We start from the raw sequence: 18,511 nt of genomic DNA, 5'->3' as shown, positions 1-18,511 counted from the left end.
GTTACGGATGGACACTATGACGCGCGGCGATCTCAAGAACTGCGACGAGTAGAGTCAACTATGGGCTACCGCACGCTTGCGGAATGTATTGACGACCTGGAGCGCAGCGGGCAATTGGTGCGGATCGAAACCGAGGTCGATCCGTGCCTGGAAGCGGCTGAAATTCAGCGCCGTGTCTATAGCGCCGGCGGCCCGACGATTTACTACGCGCGAGTCAGAGGTTGCTCGTTTCCGATGGTCAGCAACCTGTTTGGCACAATCGAGCGCGCGCGGTTCATCTTTCGCGACACGCTCCAGGCGGTGGAACGCCTGTTGGCGCTGAAGGTCGATCCGGCCGCCGTGTTCAAGCAGCCCTGGCAGTCGATACTCGCGGCGCGCACCGCCAGCCACATGCTGCCCAAGTTCGTCCGCAGCGCACCGGTGTTCGAGTCCGAAACCACCATCGGCAGACTTCCCCAAATCAAGTCCTGGCCCGATGACGGCGGCGCGTTCGTGACGCTTCCGCTCGTTTACACCGAAGACGCCGACCGGCCCGGCTGGCCCAAGTCGAACCTCGGTATGTACCGCGTGCAATTATCGGGTGGCGAATATCAGGTCGACCGCGAAGTTGGCCTGCACTACCAGATTCATCGGGGTATTGGCGTGCACCATGCCGTCGCGACGCGGCGCGGCGAAGCCTTGCGAGCGCATATTTACGTCGGCGGTCCCCCCGCGCTAACCGTGGCCGCGGTCATGCCGCTGCCCGAGGGAATCCCGGAAGTGACCTTTGCCGGCGCGCTGGCCGGGCATCGCATGCGATTTCAAAAGCGCGAGGCTGGTCTGCCGGTGCTGGCGGAAGCCGACTTTTGCATCGTCGGCAGCGTTGAGTCAGGTCGGTTGTTGCCAGAGGGGCCATTTGGCGACCATCTGGGCTACTACAGTTTGGCGCATCCCTTTCCCGTCTTGCGGGTCGAGAAGGTCTTCCATCGTCGCGGCGCGATTTGGCCATTCACAACCGTTGGGCGCCCGCCACAAGAAGACACGACCTTCGGCCAACTGATCCACGAGCTAACCGGTCCCGTGATTCCGCAAGTCGTGCCCGGTGTTCGCGCGGTTCATGCCGTCGATGCCGCCGGTGTGCATCCCTTGCTCTTGGCCATCGGCAGCGAACGGTACACGCCGTATGCCGAGCGGCGCCGACCGCAAGAGTTGTTGACGCAGGCCAACGCCATTCTTGGACAAGGACAAATGTCGTTGGCCAAGTATCTGTTGATCGTGTCGCACGAAGACAATCCCGCCCTCGATATCCACGACATCAGCGAGTTCTTTCGGCATTTATTGACGCGCATCGATTGGCGTCGCGACCTGCATTTTCAAACCTGCACCACGATCGACACGCTCGACTACTCGGGCAGCGGCCTCAATGAAGGCTCCAAGTTGGTCATGGCCGCGGTCGGGCCGGCAATTCGCGAGTTGCCAGGCACGCTCGACGGCGAGCTTCACTTGCCCAGCGGCTACGGATCGCCCCAGGTTCCATTGCCGGGAATTCTCGTCATGCAAGGACCGCGGCACACGTCCAACGCCCTGGAGGGCTTTTGCACGGCCTTTCGCGCAGCGGATGCGATCAATCGCTTTCCGCTGGTGGTGCTGGTGGACGACAGCGAGTTTGCTACCCGCAATCTGAATAACTTGCTCTGGACGACGTTCACGCGCTCGAATCCGGCGGCCGACATCGACGGCGTCGAAAGCTTCGTCGAGCAGAAGCATTGGGGGTGCCGCGGAGCGTTGGTGATCGACGCGCGCAGTAAGCCGCATCACGCTCCCCCGTTGATCGAAGATGCGGACGTTGTGAAGCGGGTTGACCAATTGGCGGTGTCAGGCGGACCGCTGCACGGCATCATCTAAAGAGACAATATCTCCCAAATCGGGAACACCATGGCTGCTTGTCGCACGCCGTATTTGCTGTTCGTCGACCAACTGCCGAACAGTAGAATCGGGGCGATGCAATGGCAAGAGTTGGTGTTCATTGTCGTGGCGCTTTCAATCTTAGGCGCCTGCATCGGCAGTTTTCTGAATGTTGTGGCCTATCGATTACCGCGCAGCATGAGCCTTTCGCGCCCGCCGTCGCAGTGCCCTGCCTGTGGCCATGCGATCCGCTGGAGCGATAATGTGCCCGTCCTGGGCTGGTTACGTCTCCGGGGCCGCTGCCGCGACTGTTCGGCGCCGATCGCCGCGCGCTACCCCATGGTCGAAGCGACCACGGCGCTCATCGTGTTGATCGTGGGAATGCTTGCGCTCCTTAGTCGCGGCGGCAGCGCGGACACCGCCTGGATCGCGCGCACGGCGTGCGACGCCGCGCTGTGCCTGACGTTGCTCAGCGTCGCGCTCATTCAATGGGATGGAAACTACATTCCCGGTCGATTGTTGTTGCCGGCGCTGGTGATTGGACTCGTTGTGCCGCTCGTGTGGCCAGAGTCGAAGCCGAGATTGGCCCTGACTGGAATGTCTGAAGTTCGTTGGGGACCGCGCGGGGCGGTTGTCAATGCGACTGTGCTGGGCGCGGCCTACGGTTTGCTGGTCGCAGCGCTTGCGCAATGGCTACGGCGATCGGCGCGAGGCAAGCCATTTGGCCCGCCTCGTTCGCAGCCAGAGCAGACATCGCGCATAGAGTGGTATGCGCTACCGACGTTGATTGGACTTTTCTGGGGTTGGCCGGCGGTACTTGTCATAATTCCTGTCGCGGTCGCGCTTGGCGCGCTCGTGCCGCGCGCATTGCGACGCGCGATGCCGCTTGGCGCGGCGCTGTTAGTGGTCGCGATGCTGTATCTTGCCATTGCGAGCGCCTACGAAGGCTTTGGCTCGGCGAGCGCATCGCAATTGTCACCTCGTCATGACGCGCTCGCAGTGGCCATCGCGGCGGACCGATCGATGGGCCGAGAGCAAGAATAGATTTGTCACGAGTCTGTTTTCAGCGCAGCATAGGTGGTGTAACGCTCGCCGCGGTCGATGTCATAAATCGGAATAACATGCTTCAACTTACTTTTCTCGGCGCCGCAGAGACAGTCACCGGATCGAAGTACTTATTGGAGGCCGACGGCTCGCGTCTCTTGATCGACTGCGGCCTGTTTCAAGGACTGAAGGAACTGCGCGAGAAGAACTGGGCGCCGCTGCCGATAAGAGCGAGCGAAATCAATGCGGTGGCCCTCACCCACGCCCACATTGATCACACGGGCTATCTGCCGCGACTCGTAAAGCAGGGATTACATGGGCCGGTGTATGCCACTCCGGCGACCAAGGAGCTGACTGACCTGCTCTTAAGCGACGCGGCGCGGAATCAAGAGCAGGACGCCGAATATTTCAATCGCAAGCGATTGACGAAGCACAAGCCAGCGCTGCCGCTGTTCGACACAGACGACGCGCGTCGCACGGTCGACGTGATTCAAACGGTGGAGCGTGAGACCTGGTTCTGCCCGTGCGAACCGTTCTGGTTGCGCTATCATGATGCAGGGCATTTGCTCGGTTCCACCATGATCGAACTCGAGGTTCGACAGGGCCCGCGTCCGCTACGACTGCTGTTTTCCGGAGACGTCGGACGTTACAAGGCGCCGTTGTATCACGATCCGGCGCCGCCGCCAGCCTGTGACTATCTGATTTGCGAAAGCACCTACGGCGACCGTGAGCATCCCACGGTGGACATCCAGGAACAGCTTAGGCAGGTGGTGACCGATAGCGTGGCGCGTGGCGGCGTGCTGCTGGTCGCGGCGTTTGCCGTCGGCCGGGCGCAGCAACTCACCTATCTGCTGCAACTGCTCATGGCGCAAGACAAGCTGCCCAGAATTCCAGTCTATATCGACAGCCCCATGGCCAGCGAGGCGTCGCGCATCTATGCGGCGTTTCATGGCGAGCATGATCTATCGGAAGTCCAGGCCGCCGGAGTCGAAGATTCGATGACCGCTCGCAACGTGCGGCTAGTGCATTCGCGCGAGGAATCGAAACGTATCAACGACGACGACGGGCCGGCGGTGATTATCTCCTCATCGGGCATGATGGAAGGCGGTCGCATCTTGTTTCACTTGCGACAACGGTTGCCCGATCCGAAGAATACGGTGGTGTTGGGTGGGTTCATGGCTGAGGGGACCCGTGGACGACAGTTGCAGCGCGGGGCCAAATACTTGCGCATCCATCAATCCGATGTGCCGGTGCGAGCGCGGATTGTGGAGATGTCGGGTCTCAGTTGTCATGCCGACCGTAGCGAACTGCTCCGTTGGCTGGCGCCGTTGCCGGCTCCGCATCGCGTTTTTCTGACGCATGGGGAAAAGTCGAGCGCCATGTCGTTGGCCGAGGAGCTGCGCAAGCGGCGCAGTTGGGATGTGATTGTGCCGCGTCTCTACCAGACAGTGACGCTGGAGTCTCCCATATGACCCGGCGCGCGGCTCATGAGTTGACCGACGACGAGATGGCTCGCCGCAATCTGGAGGCGATTCATGCATCGCCCAGCTACGTGCTGGCCCAACGCGACTTGGAGATGCTTGCGCGGCCGGAGTTGCGTCCTATCCGCATGCAGTTGGAACTGCTTAAACCAGAATTGGCCTTTGGTCACGAAGGCATCGATTCCACCGTCGTGATATTTGGCAGCACGCAAATTGTCGAGCGGCGTCATGCTGAGGGTCTTTTGGCCGCCGCCGAGCGCGCATTGGCCGCCGATCCACATAACCCAATGTTGTCACGCGCCGTGGCGCGGCGACAAAAAACGGTTGACAAGAGCCATTACTATGACGAGGCCAGAGAACTAGCCCGTTTGATCACCAACAGTTCGGAACACAGCGAGTTCGTTGTCGTCACCGGCGGCGGGCCGGGCATTATGGAGGCCGCCAATCGCGGCGCGTTCGACGTCGGGCAGAAGTCGATCGGCCTCAACATCACGCTGCCGTCGGAGCAGTCTCCCAATCCCTACATCACGCCGTCGCTGTGCTTCCAGTTTCACTATTTCGCGATGCGCAAGATGCACTTCTTGTTGCGAGCCAAAGCGCTGGTCGTGTTTCCCGGTGGGTTTGGCACGATCGACGAGCTTTTCGATGCCCTGACGCTGCGACAAACCAATCGCATGCAGCACATCCCCATCATTTTGTATGGCAATGAGTACTGGCGGCGCGTGATTGATTTTCAATACCTGGCGGATGAAGGGGCGATTCAAGACGAGCATCTGACTCTGATGCAATACGCCGATGCCCCAGCCGAGGCATGGAACGCGATTCTCGAGTTCTATGCCAATCCGCCCAAGCAACCGCCCACCGAAACGACCGAGGGTTAGTCGGCAAACGCGGCTTGTTGCGCGGGGGTGAATTTGGCGCCCGCAAGTGGCCAATTTTCTTTGACGCCGCCATATCCACACATTACCATCTGTGCATGTGTTCCCGGATCGTAGGCTGACACATCGGACAAGCCACGGCGCACCCGCTGGGCGTCCCCCTTCCGCCCTACTTTGTTAGGAGACGCTGCGTTGATCTGGCGCACACCGTTCGCACTTGCTTTGGTGGCTGCGTGCCTCACACCGATTGCAGCGCCCGCACAACCTCCTTCGATCGGGTACACTGACCCTTTGGCCGTCGCGCCGGGCAAGGCCACAGATATCACACTGCGCGGCGCAGCGCTGGCGGCTCCAACGGGTGTTTGGTCCAGCTTCGGCGGCCAGATCGAAGTCGCGCCGGGCATTGAAGGCAACGGGACCAAGCCGGATCAAGTTACCTATCGAGTCACGCTGCCGGCCGACATTGCTCCGCAAGTGGGGGCAATCCGCGTTGCCACCGGCCAGGGTATTTCCAGTCTACGGCTGGTCATGATCGACGACTTGCCAACCGTAACCGATAACGGGCAAAACAAGTCGGTCGAAACTGCCCAAGAGTTGACCTTGCCCGTCGCTGTCGATGGCGCCAGCGAGGCCGAAAGCTTCGACTTCTACAAGTTGAACGCGCACGCTGGCCAACGGATTTCGATCGAAGTCTTCGCGCGGCGACTTGGCTTTCCGCTCGATCCCGTGGTGCGGGTGTTGAACTCGTCCGGCAAGGAATTGGCCTACAGCGATGATGAGGGGGGCAGCGGAGCCGATTGTCGCTTAACGCATCAGTTTGACGCCGATGGCGCCTACCTGATCGAAGTTCGCGATATTCGCTATCAAGGAGGCGGTGGCCATCGCTATCGCATGCGCGTGGGCGACTTTCCGCTAGTTACAACGCCCGTCCCCTTGGCGGCTCGGCAAGGCACAACGGCGTTGGTTTCAGCGGCCGGACAGGCCATCGAACGAGCGCCGCGAGTCGCCGTGAACGTCCCCAGCGTTCCGCCGGGCGGCCAAGTCGCGGTTGGTTTTCGCTACCCGGACGGCGCTGGAAGCTCATTCGGAACATTGGTAGCCAGCCAGGCAAGTGAGCAGATCGAGTTCGAACCCAACGACGCCGCGGAGCAGTCGTCGATCCTCTCTTTGCCCGGCGCCATTAGCGGTCGCTTTTTGGCTGCCAAGGATCGCGACTTTTATCAGTTCGATGTGGCGGCCGGACAGCGCTGGGTCTTTGCCGGACGCACTCGCCAGTTGGGTTCGCCGACCGATCTTTACCTGCGGCTGTATAAAGCCGATGGCGCGCTGCTGGCCGAAGTGGATGACAACGGCGCCGACGAGGGGCAAATCAACCATACATTCGCCGAGGCGGGCACGTACCGGCTGATGGTTGAGGATCTTCATCATCGCGGTGGCGCCGATCAATCGTATCGCATCGAGGCGACCCCCTATCAGCCTGGGTTCTCTTTGAGTGTGGAGGGAGACAAGTTTGATGTCCCCCAGGGAGGCGTGCTTGTCGCGAAGGTCACGGCCACACGCTTCGACTACAACGGGCCAATTACGTTGTCGCTGGAAAATGGCGACGGAATCGCGCTGGCCAACAATGTCATCCCTGAAGGGAAAAATGAAGTCGTGATACAGGCGACCGCCGGCGCCGGATTGGAACCTGGCCATTGGCGAACCGTCGCGGTCGTGGGACATGCCAAGATCGGCGAAAAAGATTTTTCCGCGCGGGCTGAGAACACCGCGGCCCTCAAAGGACTGTTCAGCGGCTTTCCATATCCTCCTGAACCGTTGGTTGGTTCGCTAGGGATTGGCGTGGGACCGGTGTTCCCCGATTTCTTCAAGTTGAGCGTGGCCGAAGGCGCCATCCGCCTGCCGCAACTGGTCGGCACGGCGACCTTCACGGTCAAGGCCGAGAAACTGAATGGCTTCAACGACGCCATCGCCTTAAGCATTGAGGGTTTGCCGCCCGAGATCACGGCCGACGTGAAGCCCATCGAGAAGGATAAGGCCGAACAGCAAATTACGCTGAAGGGCCCCGCAACGCTGGTCGAAGGCGAGATGCGAATCCGGCTGGTTGGCACGGCGGCGCACCAGAATCAGCCCAAGCGGGTGGTGCTCGATCAAATCCCCTTGCGCGTTTCGCCCCCCTTGGTGGTGACTGTTGAGTTGTCGGGCGCCGTCAAAGCTGGCGACAAGCTGAAAGCTAAGGTGCGTGCGGTGCGCGACGGAGGCGCTGCGGAGGCGATCGCCTTGGAATGGAAGAACTTGCCGCTGGGCGTCACCGCGCCAACAGGCGCCACGATACCGGCCGGCCAGAACGAAGTGGACCTTGAGCTAGCCACCGCCGCCAACTCGATGGTTGGCGCCGTCGAGAACGTGCTGGTGGTCGCCAGCACCAAGGTGCAAGGGCGCGACATCGTGGTCGAAAGCTCACCCGCGAAACTGGAAGTGACGATGCCGTAGAGCCACCGGCCAGGACGGAATCGGTGGCACAAGGAAGGGATCAAGGATATGCGCGTTGCTCGATCTTCTGGCCTGGGATGGCTGCCGGTGTGTCTGGCGATCCATGGGGCGTTTGGCGCTTGGGCCACCGCGAACGAAGCCACCCCGGCGGCGCCGGTCGTTGGCGCCGTGGAGCGGATCGAAGTCTACCCCACCAGCTTTCGGCTCGATTTGCCTCGCCGGCGAATGCGCTTTGCGGTCACCGGTTTCTATGCCAATGGCGATGTCGTGGACCTGACGCGCGCCGCCGAATTGATCTCATCCGACCCGAATGTGGTGGCCATTGCCGGAGGCGTGGCGCGGCCGGTCGCCAACGGCGCGGCGACCATCCTGATTCGCGCCGCCGGCAAGGAGGCGCAGGTCGCCGGCGAGGTCAGTCGCCAGGAATCGCCCGAGCCGGTTTCGTTTCAATACGGCACGCTCGTCGCGCTCACCAAGCAAGGTTGTAACTCCGGCGCATGTCATGGTTCGCCCAGCGGCAAGGGGGGATTCCGCCTCTCGCTGCGCGCCTACGATCCGGTGCTCGACACAGAGACCTTGGTGCGCGAAGTCTTCAATCGGCGAACCAACGTCTTTGATCCTGACGCCAGCTTGCTATTGCGCAAACCCCTGATGGAAATGCCGCATGGCGGCGGGCGCCGCCTGCGAAAGACGGACGCCAGCTACGCGGTGTTGCGCGACTGGATCGCCGAAGGGCTGCAGGCCGACGCGCCCGACGCCCCCACCTGCACTGGCATTGAGATCCACCCGCCGCAGCGCGTGCTCAAATATCCCGCGCACACGCAGCAGATTGTTGTGCTGGCCCATTTCTCCGACGGCAGCGTGCGCGATGTGACCGAGTTGGCCTCGTTCTCAAGTTCGGACGAGGCGGTGGCGACCGTGGACGACTTGGGGCATGTGACGGCGCAGGACCGGGGCGAATCGGCGATTCTGGTCCGCTATCTGGAGCACATGCAAACCTCCTATTTGATGTTTCTCAAGGAGGTCGAAAACTTCGCCTGGAGCGCCCCGCCAGCAAGCAACTACGTCGATCAAAAAGTGTTCGGCAAACTTCAGCAGATGGAAATTCAGCCATCAGATCTCTGCACCGATGAAGAATTCGTGCGGCGTGTTTATCTCGATTTGCTCGGTGTGTTGCCGCAGCCCAGCGAATCGGCGGCGTTTCTATCCGATGCCAACGCGGCGAAACGGGCAAAGCTGATCGACACCCTGCTCCAGCGCCCCGAACACGCCGAGTATTGGGCCCTGAAATGGGGCGATCTGCTGCGACTCAACGCCAAGAAAGTGACCGCCAGGGGGGTGCAGAAGTTCCACCATTGGATTGTCGCGGCGGTGCGCGACAACATGCCGTACGACCAGTTCGTTCGCGAGCTTTTGACCGCTACTGGCAGTTCGTTCGACAACCCGGCCGCCAACTACTATCGCACCGCCGCCGACACCAACGACTGCACCGAGACGACCGCGCAGCTATTTCTCGGCATTCGCATCCAGTGCGCCAAGTGCCACAATCACCCGTTTGAGCGCTGGACGCAGGACAACTACTACGGCATCGGCGCCTTCTTCAATCGAGTGCAGCGCAAGCCGACGGCCGAGCCCGAAGAGCTTGTGGTGTGGGTCGCGCGCGGCGGCGAGGTAGTCCAACCGCGCACCGGCAAGCAGATGCCGCCGTGGCTGCCGCTGGTCGGCGATGCCGAAGTGCCTGCCGAGGGAGATCGCCGCGAAGCGCTCGTCTCTTGGTTGGCCAGCGGCGACAACCCCTTTTTCGCCAAAGCAGAGGTCAATCGCCTGTGGGGCTATCTCCTGGGACGCGGCATTGTGGAACCGGTCGACGATTTCCGCGCGTCGAATCCGCCATCGAACGAGGCCTTGCTGGACGCGCTGGCCAAGGACTTCATCGAACATCGGTTTGATCGCCGGCATGTGATTCGCGTTATCCTCAATAGCCGCACCTATCAACTCAGCGCCCGCGCCAACGACTTTAACAAGAACGACGTTAAATACTTTTCGCACGCCAAAACCCGCATGCTCAGCGCCGAGCAATTGCTCGATGCGATTTGCAGCGTGACAGGCGTCGCCGAGAAGTACGCCGGATTGCCTGCTGGCACGCGCGCGACCGAACTGCCCAGCCCCGATATGGATCACGCGTTTCTCAAGGTCTTTGGACAACCCGCCCGCGAGATGGCCTGCCAATGCGAACGGTCGAGCGAATCGAACTTGTCGCAGGCGCTACAGATGATCAATGGTCCCCTCGTGCATGGCAAGCTGATCGACAGGAACAATCGCATCCGCTCGCTAGCCGAGGCGGGCAAGACCAACTCTGACATCGTCATTGAGTTGTATCAAGCGGCGCTCTGTCGCCGACCCAGCGACGCTGAATTGGCGGCGGCCGAAAGGCACATCGCCGCGCAGCCAGAGCGACTCTTGGCGCTGGAAGATGTTTGCTGGGCAGTGCTCAATTCCAAGGAGTTCTTGTTCCAGCATTAAAGGCGATTGCCGTTTGATGGCGCCCCTGCCCCCAGCGGCTCAGTTAGTGCCCTAGTTCGTTCGCCAACTCGCTGGCCTCGTAGATTTTGTTGAGCGCCTCGGTGATGCCCGCGGAGTGAACGCCCACGGCCCGCGCCCTCTCGTCGGTGTACGCATACGCCAGCACGAGCGAATAGATGTTGCCGTCAAAGATAATGCCCACGACCTCGCCGGATTTGTTTACGATCGGACTGCCTGAGTTGCCGCCGATAATGTCCGCCGTGTTGACAAAGTTGAACGGGGTGGTGAGGTCCAACCGGTCTTTGCGCTGGAGCCAACTCTTGGGCAGGTCGAAGGGGGGCATGCTGCCATGGGCCGCCGCATGCTCGTAAGTGCCGCCGAGCGTCGTCCAGGGAGCGATTTGTTGACCGCCTTCCTCATAGCCGCGCACCGTGCCAAAGGCCAGTCGCAGCGTGAAAGTCGCGTCAGGGTAAGTGTCGGTGCCTTCAATGGCAAACCGCGCGTTGGCAATTCTGGCGTAGGCCTGCCGCAGCGGCTCTTCCACTTGCTCTTCGTAATTCTTGCGCACGCGGCGGGCCGCGGAATCGACCAGCCGGGCAAGTCCCAACATCGGGTCAGTCGATTGGGCCGCCAGCGCGTCGGCGCCGCCTTCAGCCAGCTTCTTGCGCAGATCGACGTCTTCGAGAGCGGTGCCGTTCACCAGCGCCGCGGCGCGCTCTTGCGGCGATGCGCCGGCTAGCGCCTGCTGAACCAGTTCGTTCTCGGCGCCGGCTCGCTCCATCCACATGCCAAGCGAATCGGCCAACTTGGCGATCTCCAACGGTTTATAAATCGGAGCGGTGGAGAACAGTTGCTGCTTGAGCGATTCCAGGTTCGATTCGCGGAATTCGCGCAAACGTTCTTCGTTGGGGCGGCCTGCTTCTTCACTCAGCCGCACCAAGGTGCGCGCGAAATTGAACAACTCGCTGTTGAAGGCGTGACCTTGTTCGAGCAGCGTGTACTCGGTGTAAAGCCGCTCCCAGGCCGCGATGGCCTTTTCGACATCCTGCCAGGCTGTGCCCGCGGCCTCGCGCAGTTTCGGATCCTTATTCACCGCTTCGCGCAGACGACGTTCGTTCTGTCGAAGCGGACTCATGAAGGCGGGGTCTTGCAGCCCGGCCAATTGACCTAACCGCGCCTTGCGGCTGTTCTGATATCCAAACAACTCGTCCTCCGCTTGACGAGCGTTTTCGCTGCTGTTTTCAGAATACATCCGCAAATTGACTTCGCGGCGGCGAATCGTGTTGAGCGAAATCGGCAGCACCCGATCGCGCAGAAACTCAAGGTGCGCCACCGTGTTCTGCCGATCGGTCCGGCCGGGGTGGCCCGACACGAACACCAGTTCGCCATCTCCCGCGCCCGCTTCGCTCCACTTCAAAAAGTGCTCGATCTTGGCGGGCTGATCGTCTTCGTAAACGCGAAAGAAGGTGACATCCAGATCGTAGCGCGGATACTCGAAGTTGTCAGGATCGCCGCCGAAGAACGCGACCTGCTTCTCCGGCGCGAACACCAGCCGCACGTCGGTGTACTTCTTGAAGCGATACAGGTGATAGAGGCCGCCGTTGTACAACGTCACCACATCGCTGCGCAGGCCGGTGGCGTCGAGCGACTCCTTTTCGATCGTGTTCATCACGGCGCGCCGAGCAACCTGCGCGTCGGCGGCGCTCATGTCGGCCTTTACGGCTTCATTCACGCGCGCCGTCACGTCCTCAATGCTCATCAGCACGTTCAACTCCAGGTCATGGCACTTGATCTCGTCCTCCGGCTTGGTGGCGTAGTAGCCCTCTTGCAGCAGGTCGCGCTCGGGCGTGCTGAGCTTGGCCAAGGCGTCGGCGCCGACGTGATGGTTGGTCATCACCAACCCGTTGGAGGAGACAAACGATCCGGAGCCGCCGCTGTTAAAACGCACCGACGACTTCTGCAAATGTTCGAGCCACTGGTCGGTGACTTCGAAGTTGTGTTTTTCCTTGAGCAATTGGCGAGGCGGGTTGTTGAACAACCACATGCCTTCGTCGCTGTAGGTGATGCTGGCGGTCATGACGATAGCGGAGAATAGGAGCGATCGAATAAGCAGAGCAGACAAATTCATTTCGTGTTCCGTTGCTTTCTGAGGCCAACGACAAAGAGGCAGATCAACAGCAAGGCGAACATGCCTAGCGCCAAATATTCCGGTCCATAGGCGGCATGCCACCAGGCGGGCAAACGTTCTTCCATGCGCAGCGACTTGGCGATGTCGACTGGTGCTTTCGGCAGCAAGGCCATGAACGCGATCAATAGGCCGGCGATGGCGCCCCCCGCGATGTAGCCCGAACTGAGCAATACCCCAGGGCTCATTTCCGCTTCGGCAGCCGATCGGCCATGGAGTTTGTCGACCACCCACCGTAAGGCGCCGCCAATGAAGATGGGAACCGAAGTCGAAAGCGGCAGATACACTCCGACCGCGAACGGCAACGATGACGTGCCCGCCAGTTCCAGCGTGATGGCGATCAAAGCCCCTAACAGCACCAGAGTCCACGGCAGACGCTGGTTCAAGATGCCATCGATTATCAGCGCCATCAGGCGCGTCTTGGGCGCCTCAAAACGCGCGACGGCAGTGCCGTCGTCGCGCTGCGTGAGTCGGCCGTTGATTGCGGGGTCGACGAGATAGCGAATCTGTCCCGAATTGTCGACCAGGTACTTTCCGGCGGGGACGCCTTCGATTTCCTTTTGCCGAACGTATAAAACGTGGTAGCTGTTCTTGTCCTTGGCGGCGTGCTCCCCTCCCGGCTGTTCCATGCGCGTCAGAGCCGTGACGTCGGGCACCCGGTAGTTGGGCAAGTTGCGAGGATCGGCCGACCAGACCGTGCCGGCGCTGTTCATCAGGATCAAGATTCCGCCAATCACACTGGCCGATGTGAGCGCCCCGATCACGATGGCGTATTGCTGTAAGCGTGGCGTGCCCCCCACCAGGTAGCCGGTCTTGAGATCTTGTGCCGTGGTGCCGCCATTGCTGGCGGCGATGCAAACAACGGCCGCCACCATTAGCGCCGTGAAGGTTGCCGATGGCCCGCGCTCGTTCATGGCCAAAAAGATGAGGCATGTCAGCAAGAGAGTTGCCACGGTCATGCCAGATATTGGGTTCGACGACGAACCGACCTCCCCGGTCAATCGCGCGGAGACCGTGACGAAAAGAAAGCCAAAGAGCACAATCAACAGCGCGCCAGCAATGCCGCGCGGGTTAAATCCCAGGCCCAACCCAGGCACGGCGGTCAGTATCAAGACCAGCGCGATGCTCCCCAATACTGTCACCCAAATCGGCAGATCGCGCGCCGTGCGCGGCGTGACGGCGGCTTCGGCGCCGCCAAACGAAGATCGCATGTCGCGCAGCCCGCTCGCCACTGAGCCAAAGATCATCGGCAAGGCCTGAATCATGCTGATGATGCCGCCGGTCGCGACGGCGCCTGCGCCGATGTAAAGCACGTAATTCTCGCGCACCATGCCCAGAAATTGATCCGAGGTGGTGTCTTGCGCTGCGGGATCGGCCCCCACCAAGACAATCAATGGTGTAATCACCAGCCAGGCCAGCACACCGCCGCCCAGCATCAAAGAGGCAATCCGCGGACCGATGATGTACCCTACGCCCAACAGTTCTGGCGACAATTCGCCAGACAGCGCTCCGCCTCGCAGGCCGATCTGCGTAGTGGCGCCCGTCTCGGACTTTTGCAGCATGACCAGCGGCAGCTTGACGACCTCTTTCCACAACCCCATGGCGGCCGTCAAAAACTTGTAGACAAACGCCAGACCAAAGCCGGTAAATACCGTGGCGGCCGTCGCCCCCCCCTGCTCACCGGCGATTAGCACATCGGCGCAGGCAGTGCCTTCGGGATACGTCAGCACGCCATGTTGCTTGACGATGAACGCGCGCCGCAGCGGAATCATCATCAAGATGCCCAACAGGGCGCCCAGCGTGCCGACCGTCATCACCTGCAAAAACTCCATCTCACCGCCGAGCAGCATCAGCGCGGGGATGGTCACGCCAACGCCAAAGGCGATCGATTCGCCCGCCGAGCCCGTGGTTTGGACGATGTTGTTTTCCAGGATGGTGGCGCGGCGCGTCCCCGTGATTCGCGAGAATACGCGAAAAAGCGTGATCGCCAGCACCGCCACGGGGATCGATGCGGAGACGGTTAGGCCAACTTTCAGAACCAAATAGAGCGACGACGCGCCAAACAAGATTCCCAGCACCGATCCCAAGATCAGTGCCTGCCAGGTAAATTCAGGCAGCACTTCATTGTCGGCCACAAAGGGCCGATGCGCGGGCGTGACCTCTTTGGGAGGCGACTTGGGTTTGTCGATCGTTTGTTGCGCCGCCATGCATCGATTCCTTGGCACGGGTGGGCTTCTGCCGAGATTCGACCCATGTTGTACAATCCTCGCACGTTGAGAACCACCTCGATTGTGCGAACAACCATTGAATCCGCGGCTGCGCATCCTACTGTTCGAATTTGTGACTGACGGTTGGAACGCGGTGTACGCCGCTCCGCCCCCCCCCAGCTTGGCGCACGAAGGCCAGGCCATGCGCGACGCGCTGCAGGCCGATCTGATCGCGGCGGGGCATCGCGTGGTTGAATGCAACGGCCAAGCGCCAGACGAATTTCTCGCTCGCGAGGCGCCCCGAGCCGATTGGTCGATTGTCGTAGCGCCAGAACTCGATGGTTTGCTGCTTCGCTATTGCCGTCGTGCAAGCGCCGCGGGTGGATACTTGCTGGCCTGCCGCGACGACATGATTGGTCTGATGTCGGATAAGCACGCCATGTGCGAACATTTGGCGGCTAACGGAGTGCCGACCACCAGCGGAAGGTTGATTGGCGATGCGGCGCCCCACCAACTTGCCATCCGTTTGCCGGCCATCGTCAAGCCGTGCGATGGCGCTGGCTCTCAAGATTTGCGGCGAATTGACTCATGGGATCAGCTTGCCGCGGCTACAGACGACGGTCGGCGCTGGCGCGTCGAGGAATTATTGCAGGGCGTCGCGGCGAGCGTGAGTTTCTTATGCGGACCCCAAGGCTGTCATCCGCTGCCTCCCTGCCGTCAGACCTTAGCGGCCGATTTCGCCTATCTGGGCGGCGAGTTTATCGCGTCGCGAGCGCTGCAAAAAAGAGCATTTCGACTGGCCGCGCGGGCGGTCGCCACGCTCGATCGGCCGCGCGGCTGGATTGGCGTCGATCTGGTGTTGGGCGCCAGCAGCGATCAGGATCGAGTGGTCGAACTGAATCCGAGGCTCACGACCTCCTATGTTGGCCTGCGAACCATCGCCGAGGGGAACCTGGCCGATTGGATGCTGCGGATTGCGGGCGGCGATCGTCCCCTGTTAGGCTTTCGACCCGAGGCGCCGCGCTTTGCGGCGGACGGCAAAATGGCATTGGACTCGGTGTAGCGTGGCATGGAACTACTAGGAATCGACATCGGCGGCGCCAATCTCAAGGCGGCGTCGCAGGCCGGCTGGTGCGCTCACCAGCACTTTCCGTTGTGGCGCCAGCCAGATCGCCTGGCTCAGGCGATCCGCCAATTGATCGACGCGGCGCCTCAGTGTTCGCGTGTTGCGGCGACCATGACCGGAGAACTGGCGGATTGCTTTCGCACCAAGGCCGAGGGAGTTCGTTGGATCGTGGACGCGCTGGTCGAGGCGGCCGGCGATCGCGAAGTTCGCATTTATCATACCGATGGAATGTTGGCGCCCCCCAAGCTGACACGCGAACATCCCGAAATGGCTGCGGCGTCAAACTGGCACGCGCTGGCGCGTTATGTCGGCACGCTGTTCGCGCGTGGTCCGGTGCTATTGACCGACCTGGGGTCCACGACCTGCGACTTGATACCGCTAATCGACGGGCGACTTGCCGCGCGCGGATCGACCGACCTGGAACGCTTGCGTTCGGGCGAACTGGTCTACACCGGCGCCTCGCGGACGCCGATCTGTTCGCTGGTGACGCATCTGCCTTATGGCGACGAACTGCTGCCGATAGCGCGAGAACTATTCGCGACAACGCTCGATGCATATCTGATGCTGGGGCGCCTGCCCGAGTGCGCTGCCGACACATGCACTGCGGACGGCCGACCGGCAACGCATGAGTTTGCTCGCGATCGCTTGGCGCGCATGCTATGCCTCGACCACGATGCGTACGCCATGCACGACGCCATGCGCGCGGCCTGGCATATTGAATCGGCGCAGGTGCAAGAGATCGTCGGCGCCATGAACCGTGCGATCGAGTCGATGCCGTCGCCACGGCTATTAGTGATTTCTGGCGAAGGAGAATTTCTGCTGCAAAAGGCGATTTCATCCTCGGCGGGCCGGTACGTCTGGGCCGAGTTGGAAACGATCTCGCTGGCCGCAAAATTGGGAAGCGAGCTTTCACGCTGCGCGCCCGCCTTTGCGGTCGCGCAATTAGCTGAGTCCGATTGGTGATGCTGCAACGACGCGTGGTGAAAGTGGGGGGCAGCCTGTTGGAACTGCCCGACCTCGCCATTCGCCTGCGGCGCTGGCAGAGCGCGCAAGTTCCCAGCCAGTTTATTTTCATTGCAGGGGGCGGACGCCTGGCCGACGCGGTGCGCGGCTACGACGAGATTCATCAGCTTGGCGCCGAACAGGCGCATCAATTGGCCGTGCAGGCGATGTCGGTCACCGCGCGATTACTCGCCGAGTTGATCGGTGAGCGCCCCGTGATCTCGGATTGGCAAGTGGCGACCCGCGAGACGACCAATGTCATGATCCTGGATGTGGTCGACTTTCTCGCCACGATTGAGCCGTCCATTGCCGGCGCTCGCCTTGCTCATTCGTGGGGCGCCACAAGCGACTCGATTGCGGCGCGCGTGGCGATCGCCGCCAGCGCCGACGAGCTCGTTTTGCTCAAATCGCGATTAGCGCCACAAGCCTCAACGATGCCAGCCGCCAGCGCCGCCGGACTTGTTGACGAATGCTTTCCGAGGGTCGCCGCCAGTTGGACGACAGTGAGAGTCGTCAATCTGCGGGATGATGCTTTCGCAGAGCAGCGGTTGATTGCGATGCCGGAAAAATCCAGCGATCGCTAGTTCTTACTGGCGTCGTTGCCATCTTCGCGATTGAGGTGCCTGCGCAGATAACGCGCGCGCTCGATGTTGCGGTCGGCGGTGTCGAGCTCCACACCACGCAGCTTTTGCAAATGCGCCGGCTGGGTGTGAATGAAGAGCTGATTGATCATCGGGATTTCGATGTCTTGGATCAGTCCCAGATTGACTCCCATGCGGACGCTGGAAAGCAAGTGCATGGTCTCTTCCGAACTGATGGTCTGCGCGTTGCGCAATATGCCATAGGCGCGGCTGACGCGATCGTGCAGATTCTGTTGGCCTTCCTTGATCAGCACATCGCGGGCCTTGCGCTCGTAGTCGATGATCACCGGCACCACGTCGCCAACCTGTTTGATCAAATCAGGCTCAGAACGCCCCAAGGTGATTTGATTGCTGATCTGATAAAAGTCGCCCATGGCCTGCGAGCCTTCGCCATAAAGCCCGCGCACCGCCAAGTTGATCTTCTGTAACGAACGAAAGACCTTTTCGATCTGCCGCGTGATGACCAGCGCAGGCAGGTGTAGCATGACGCTCACGCGCATCCCAGTGCCGACGTTGGTCGGACAGGCGGTGAGGAAGCCCAGACGCGGATTGAAGGCGAACGCGATCCGCTCGGCCAGCACGTCGTCGATATGGTTGATCTCGTCCCACGCGCGCTCCAGATCGAGCCCGCTGTGCATGCACTGGATGCGCAGATGATCTTCTTCGTTAATCATCAGGCTGACGCGTTCTTCCTCGTCGAGCGCCACGCCGCGCGCCCCTTGGCTGTCGGCGTGCTCGCGGCTGATCAACTGCCGCTCGACCAGGAATTGCCGGTCTAGCCCCTCCAGGCGGCTGACGTCGAGGTAGCCCAGTCGGCCCGCCAGTTCGCTTTGCAGGATCGCGTCGTGCAGCGTCTTTTCAATCTCGGTGCGGTCGGGCTCGCTGGCCCGGCTGATAAACGGAAAATCGGCGAGATTGCGCGCCAGACGGATCCGGCTGCTCATCACGATGTCCGCCTGGGGCCCCGCGCCGCGAAGCCATTCGCCGCTGGTGTGCGCCAGATAATCCAGTTCTAACTTCTTATCGGACATCGGTCAGGTTATCCACGAG

General features: G+C 61.2%; 12 protein-coding genes. 9 read left to right on the top strand and 3 right to left on the bottom strand.

Annotated features, from left to right (window positions below; genetic code table 11):
• Window positions 1–60: 60 nt before the first annotated feature.
• From K1X71_00925 to K1X71_00900, 6 genes are all read left to right on the top strand, one after another.
• A complete protein-coding gene (locus tag K1X71_00925) occupies window positions 61–1,884 on the top strand; it encodes a UbiD family decarboxylase (GenBank protein ID MBX7071681.1) in 1,824 nt (607 codons plus the stop codon).
• 30 nt (window positions 1,885–1,914) lie between these two features.
• The gene (locus K1X71_00920; protein MBX7071680.1) at window positions 1,915–2,928 is read left to right on the top strand and encodes a prepilin peptidase; all 1,014 of its coding nucleotides are present in this window, start codon (window positions 1,915–1,917) and stop codon (window positions 2,926–2,928) included.
• Between the two features lie 77 nt (window positions 2,929–3,005).
• On the top strand, window positions 3,006–4,400 hold the full coding sequence (locus K1X71_00915; protein MBX7071679.1) for an MBL fold metallo-hydrolase: 1,395 nt from the start codon (window positions 3,006–3,008) through the stop codon (window positions 4,398–4,400).
• Between the two features lie 20 nt (window positions 4,401–4,420).
• Window positions 4,421–5,290: a TIGR00730 family Rossman fold protein gene (locus K1X71_00910; protein ID MBX7071678.1), complete on the top strand. Its 870-nt coding sequence runs from the start codon at window positions 4,421–4,423 to the stop codon at window positions 5,288–5,290.
• Window positions 5,291–5,578: 288 nt separating this feature from the next.
• A complete protein-coding gene (locus K1X71_00905) occupies window positions 5,579–7,777 on the top strand; it encodes a PPC domain-containing protein (GenBank protein MBX7071677.1) in 2,199 nt (732 codons plus the stop codon).
• Window positions 7,778–7,825: 48 nt separating this feature from the next.
• A complete protein-coding gene (locus tag K1X71_00900) occupies window positions 7,826–10,300 on the top strand; it encodes a DUF1549 domain-containing protein (protein MBX7071676.1) in 2,475 nt (824 codons plus the stop codon).
• Window positions 10,301–10,343: 43 nt separating this feature from the next.
• Here K1X71_00900 and K1X71_00895 read toward each other — a convergent pair whose 3' ends face one another.
• Together K1X71_00895 and K1X71_00890 are read right to left on the bottom strand one after the other, a co-directional pair.
• Window positions 10,344–12,377 carry a S46 family peptidase gene (locus K1X71_00895; protein ID MBX7071675.1) on the bottom strand — a complete coding sequence of 678 codons (2,034 nt, stop codon included), beginning with the start codon at window positions 12,375–12,377 and terminating at the stop codon, window positions 10,344–10,346.
• 47 nt (window positions 12,378–12,424) lie between these two features.
• Window positions 12,425–14,692: an oligopeptide transporter, OPT family gene (locus K1X71_00890; protein ID MBX7071674.1), complete on the bottom strand. Its 2,268-nt coding sequence runs from the start codon at window positions 14,690–14,692 to the stop codon at window positions 12,425–12,427.
• An 82-nt stretch (window positions 14,693–14,774) separates the two neighbouring features.
• Between K1X71_00890 and K1X71_00885 the strand changes: the two genes are divergently transcribed.
• From K1X71_00885 to K1X71_00875, 3 genes are read left to right on the top strand one after another with little or no spacing between them, the layout of a single operon-like run.
• A complete protein-coding gene (locus tag K1X71_00885; protein ID MBX7071673.1) occupies window positions 14,775–15,755 on the top strand; it encodes an ATP-grasp domain-containing protein in 981 nt (326 codons plus the stop codon).
• Window positions 15,756–15,761: 6 nt separating this feature from the next.
• Window positions 15,762–16,781 (top strand): hypothetical protein, encoded by a 1,020-nt coding sequence (locus K1X71_00880; protein ID MBX7071672.1) that lies wholly within the window; start codon window positions 15,762–15,764, stop codon window positions 16,779–16,781.
• Window positions 16,781–17,404: a hypothetical protein gene (locus tag K1X71_00875; protein ID MBX7071671.1), complete on the top strand. Its 624-nt coding sequence runs from the start codon at window positions 16,781–16,783 to the stop codon at window positions 17,402–17,404. Before K1X71_00880 ends, K1X71_00875 begins: the two co-directional genes overlap by 1 nt.
• On the opposite strand, the gene K1X71_00870 is transcribed toward K1X71_00875, so the two are convergent.
• Window positions 17,401–18,492: a protein arginine kinase gene (locus tag K1X71_00870; GenBank protein MBX7071670.1), complete on the bottom strand. Its 1,092-nt coding sequence runs from the start codon at window positions 18,490–18,492 to the stop codon at window positions 17,401–17,403. The two genes, K1X71_00875 and K1X71_00870, sit on opposite strands and share 4 nt — an antisense overlap.
• Between the last annotated feature and the right edge of the window lie 19 nt (window positions 18,493–18,511).

This window comes from Pirellulales bacterium (assembly GCA_019694455.1).
In the GTDB taxonomy this organism is placed as follows: Bacteria; Planctomycetota; Planctomycetia; order Pirellulales; family JAEUIK01; genus JAIBBY01.
This window is presented reverse-complemented; position numbering and strand designations above follow the sequence as displayed.

Coding starts and splice junctions, on each gene's coding strand:
- K1X71_00925 (MBX7071681.1), top strand. CDS start 61: ATGGGCTACCGCACGCTTGCGGAATGTATTGACGACCTGGAGCGCAGC.
- K1X71_00920 (MBX7071680.1), top strand. CDS start 1,915: ATGGCTGCTTGTCGCACGCCGTATTTGCTGTTCGTCGACCAACTGCCG.
- K1X71_00915 (MBX7071679.1), top strand. CDS start 3,006: ATGCTTCAACTTACTTTTCTCGGCGCCGCAGAGACAGTCACCGGATCG.
- K1X71_00900 (MBX7071676.1), top strand. CDS start 7,826: ATGCGCGTTGCTCGATCTTCTGGCCTGGGATGGCTGCCGGTGTGTCTG.
- K1X71_00895 (MBX7071675.1), bottom strand. CDS start 12,377: ATGACCGCCAGCATCACCTACAGCGACGAAGGCATGTGGTTGTTCAAC.
- K1X71_00890 (MBX7071674.1), bottom strand. CDS start 14,692: ATGGCGGCGCAACAAACGATCGACAAACCCAAGTCGCCTCCCAAAGAG.
- K1X71_00880 (MBX7071672.1), top strand. CDS start 15,762: ATGGAACTACTAGGAATCGACATCGGCGGCGCCAATCTCAAGGCGGCG.
- K1X71_00875 (MBX7071671.1), top strand. CDS start 16,781: ATGCTGCAACGACGCGTGGTGAAAGTGGGGGGCAGCCTGTTGGAACTG.
- K1X71_00870 (MBX7071670.1), bottom strand. CDS start 18,492: ATGTCCGATAAGAAGTTAGAACTGGATTATCTGGCGCACACCAGCGGC.